At 43.4% G+C, this 1,030-nt stretch carries 1 protein-coding gene; it reads right to left on the bottom strand.

Annotated features, from left to right (window positions below; genetic code table 11):
• A partial coding sequence (locus Q8P13_00100) for a trigger factor family protein (protein ID MDP2670861.1) occupies positions 1-667 on the bottom strand: 667 nt, incomplete at its 3' end.
• Positions 668-1,030: the final 363 nt, after the last annotated feature.

The raw sequence follows: 1,030 nt of genomic DNA on the forward strand, positions 1-1,030 counted from the left end.
CAATTGAATTTAAGTATTGATCAATAGTCATTCCCAGCTTTTCAGTCTGATTGAGTAAATTAGACAATGCCCTATTGACTTCATTTTCCACTAAAATTTGGGGGAGAGCAAATTGGCAGGTCTGCAGTAAAACCTGTATGACCTTTTGTGTCTTTTCATCTTCCGTGTTCTCAGGGCTATTCTGTGCTTCCGCCTGCCCACCAGGGCTTACGCCATCAGGCACATGCAGGCGGGTGGTTGCAGTCCTTCTGTCTGGTGTCCAGAGTTTCCCTGTACCCAAGGACTTTTTGATTTCAGCCTTATAATCCCCCAGCTCAACCTTTGGCGCCTCGCAGGTTGTGGCCCTGATTTCCCAATCTTCATCTTCTTTGGCCTTCAAAAGCTCAACTTTGGGCGAAATGATCGGTTCCAATTTATGTTCTTGAATTGCTTCAATGTAGGCTTGAGGAACAATTTCCTGTATAACTTCCTCATAAACTTTGGACTTATCAACTTTCTCCTCAACCAGTTTTTTTGGGGCTTTGCCTTTTCTAAATCCTGAAAGTTCGGCTGAATTTGCTGTTTTTTCAAACACGCGCCCGTACGCCTCTTTAACCTCACTGGCAGGGATGGTTATAGAAAGCTGAATTTCGCCGGTTTCAGTTTTAGCTAGAATTGATCTGGCCATAAAATTAACCTTTGTGTTGGGTGATTCGGGCAGTTTGGGGCTTAAACTGACCCTGCCTGCCGGCAGGCAGGTTTTTAAAGCCCGCTGTCTTGCCCCGGAAGGATTCAGGTGCTCTAAACCCTAATTTCGGCTTGTTCTTTTGGAACTTAGACATGTCGTAATTATACCAACTTCAGGAGTGAATTACCAGAAGTTGTTTGAAATTGGATGCTGGAAATTAGAAGCTAGATTTTGAAGTTGGGAGTTGGAAGTTTGAATTTACCTTCTCTAGCCTCGAACTTCAACCTTCAAGCTCTAATTTCCAGCCTCTAGTATCCAGCTTCAAATAAAATACCTCTTTTCTTCTCCAATTGTAGTTTCAGG

This window comes from bacterium (genome assembly GCA_030704665.1).
Classification (GTDB): Bacteria; Patescibacteriota; Microgenomatia; order Woykebacterales; family RBG-16-39-9b; genus JAUYID01.